Source organism: Neobacillus drentensis (assembly GCF_036962765.1).
Classification (GTDB): Bacteria; Bacillota; Bacilli; order Bacillales; family Cytobacillaceae; genus Neobacillus; species Neobacillus drentensis_C.
Genome location: NZ_JBALOS010000432.1, coordinates 1 through 2480, shown reverse-complemented (window position 1 = coordinate 2480; position 2480 = coordinate 1). Strand labels below are relative to the sequence as shown.

Annotated in this window: 2 protein-coding genes; both read left to right on the top strand. The window is 33.8% G+C overall.

Translation table 11 applies throughout. From position 1 onward, the window contains the following. The first annotated feature begins 22 nt into the window (after positions 1-22). Entirely contained in the window at positions 23-523 is a 501-nt protein-coding gene (locus tag V7137_RS30420; protein WP_335701520.1) for a DinB family protein, read from the top strand. Positions 524-851: 328 nt separating this feature from the next. Beyond that, positions 852-2315 (top strand): spore germination protein, encoded by a 1464-nt coding sequence (locus V7137_RS30415; RefSeq protein WP_335701519.1) that lies wholly within the window; start codon positions 852-854, stop codon positions 2313-2315. Positions 2316-2480: the final 165 nt, after the last annotated feature.

Below are 2480 nucleotides of genomic sequence, written 5' to 3'. Positions count from 1 at the left end.
GTGATGATAAGGAGGCGATTGTATGGCAAATCATGTAGAAAATCTATATAACTATCATGTATGGGCAAATCAACGGATTATTGATCATCTTAAGACACTTTCTCCTGAGAAATATCAAAAGGAAATGAAAAGTGTCTTTTCTTCTGTTTCAAAGGTTTTATCTCATCTCTATTTGGTGGAATATGGATGGCTTAATACCCTAGAGGGTCAGAGTATGAATGAAGCAATGCAATCTTCATTTCAAATTCAAGAAAAGATTGAGAAACTGCCCATTGAAGACTTAGAAACGGATTTTCACATTTTAACATCTCGGTTTCAATCCTTTTTGAACAGACAGGAAGATATGGAAAAGAGAATAATGTTGGATAATCCATGGGCAGGATTAAGAGAAACAAGTATATCTGAAATGGTCTTACACGTTGTGAATCATGGAACCTATCATAGAGGGAATATTTCAGCTATGTTACATCAGTTGGGTGATTCTTCAGTTATGACTGATTATGCTTTTTATTGGTATTCTTGAAATGATATTCATTATAAATAGGCAAGAGAAGAGTAATCCATTTTTTCTTCAAAAAGGTGACGTTAGTTGAGGATCGAGAGATGTTTACACAGATCTTTCATTGAACTACGGATATCTGAGCTTCTTGTTTATTCAAGAAAAGGGCGCGATTCTTTAATAAGAATCGCTTTTCTTAATGTACTAACGAAGCAGGTTAGTGGAATAAAGTTTGGGAACATATTTTATTAGAAAAAAGGGGATACTTTATTTAAAATTACCAGATTTATCTAATAAATTTCCTGAGTTTTTTCTGCTGCTTATCCAAATAAAGGGTGGTGTTTCAAAAGTCATGACCAATTCCTCAAAAGCCCCCATAACCATACAGGATCTAAAAGATTGGTTCAAGAACTCTTCCGATATCCATCTAAAAACGAAATATTTTAATGGAAGAACAACTTCTCATACACTAGTACTTGTGTATTGTCCTAATTTAGTTGATATGCAAATAATATTCGAAGTAATCCTTCCGAGAATGATGGATGTGGCTCTGAAAGAAGACACAATAACTTTTGATCGATTAAGCTCTCTCATGGAGATAACTAAACTTGATGATGATAAAGACATCAAAAATGAAGTAGAACAAAAGCTTTTTTCTGGAGAATTAGTCATTTTTAATAATGCTTCAAATGATTTATATTTTATTTCAATCTCCAATCCTCCAAAGAGGGGTCCCGAGGAATCAGTCTCAGCACCATCCATCCGAGGGCCGAGAGATGGCTTTGTCGAAAATATCTCGGATAATATGTCATTAGTCCGTCAAAGGTTAAAATCCTCTTCTTTAACAAGTATTGAATATACAATTGGTGAAAGGAGTAAAACGAAAATTTTATTACTTTATTTGGATGATATCATCAATCCATCTATCTTGGATGTGGTACAAAAACGTTTAGAATCCTTAAAGATCGATATTTTAGGAAGTAGTAATCAATTAGAAGAGATGATATATGACAATCCATTTTCTATTATGCCATTAATGGGTTATTTCAGCAGACCTGAATATGTTGTCGAATCATTAAACCAAGGGAGATTTGCGATCCTAGTAGATGGAAATCCTTCTTGTTTAATTGGACCGACTACCTTGAATCAATTACTTTTAACTCCCGAAGATGCACACAATAGTTTTTTTTATGTAAGTCTTGTTCGAATTCTACGAATACTTTCTATAGTTACAACTATTTTTTTACCTGGATTTTATATTTCTTTAGTAACTTTTCAACCCAATCAAATACCTTATACGCTCCTTGCAACGATTACAGTTTCTAGATTAGGTCTACCCTTAACAGCCCCCTTAGAAGCCTTTATAATGCTTACTTTGTTTGAATTATTTAAAGAAGTCGGAGTCCGTCTTCCAAAAGCTACCGGGGGATTCGTTTCAGTTTTAGGTGGATTATTTATAGGGAATGCGGCAATTCAAGCGGGATTAACTTCTCCAACCATGATGGTCGTTATTTCGATTACCTTTATTTCAGGATATACGTTGGTAAACCAAAATCTTGCAGGCAATTTAGCTTTGATTCGCTATTTTAGCCTATTATTATCTTCTACGTTAGGCTTTTTAGGATTCTTTATTTCATTTTTTTTCATCGCAACATATATTTTATCGTTGGAAAGTTTCGGGGTACCCTACATGTCCGGATTTTCCGTCCCGAATAAATCTGATGTAATTAAAATTTTTATCAAGTTACCATATATGCTGTTAAAAAAACGTAATCTTGCCTATCATCCAACGGATAGTGATCGGCAAAAAGAGTAGAAATCTAGTGAGGAACAAGATATATTTCATCGCCATTTGTAGTGAGCTTTTTCTTTTGATTGGATTAATACGTGTAGGATTTATACGTTGAAATTAATAATGATTGTGAAGGATCGTACTTAAACTAACGGGTGCTTTAGTGAAAAAAAAGACTGTCTTTTTGAC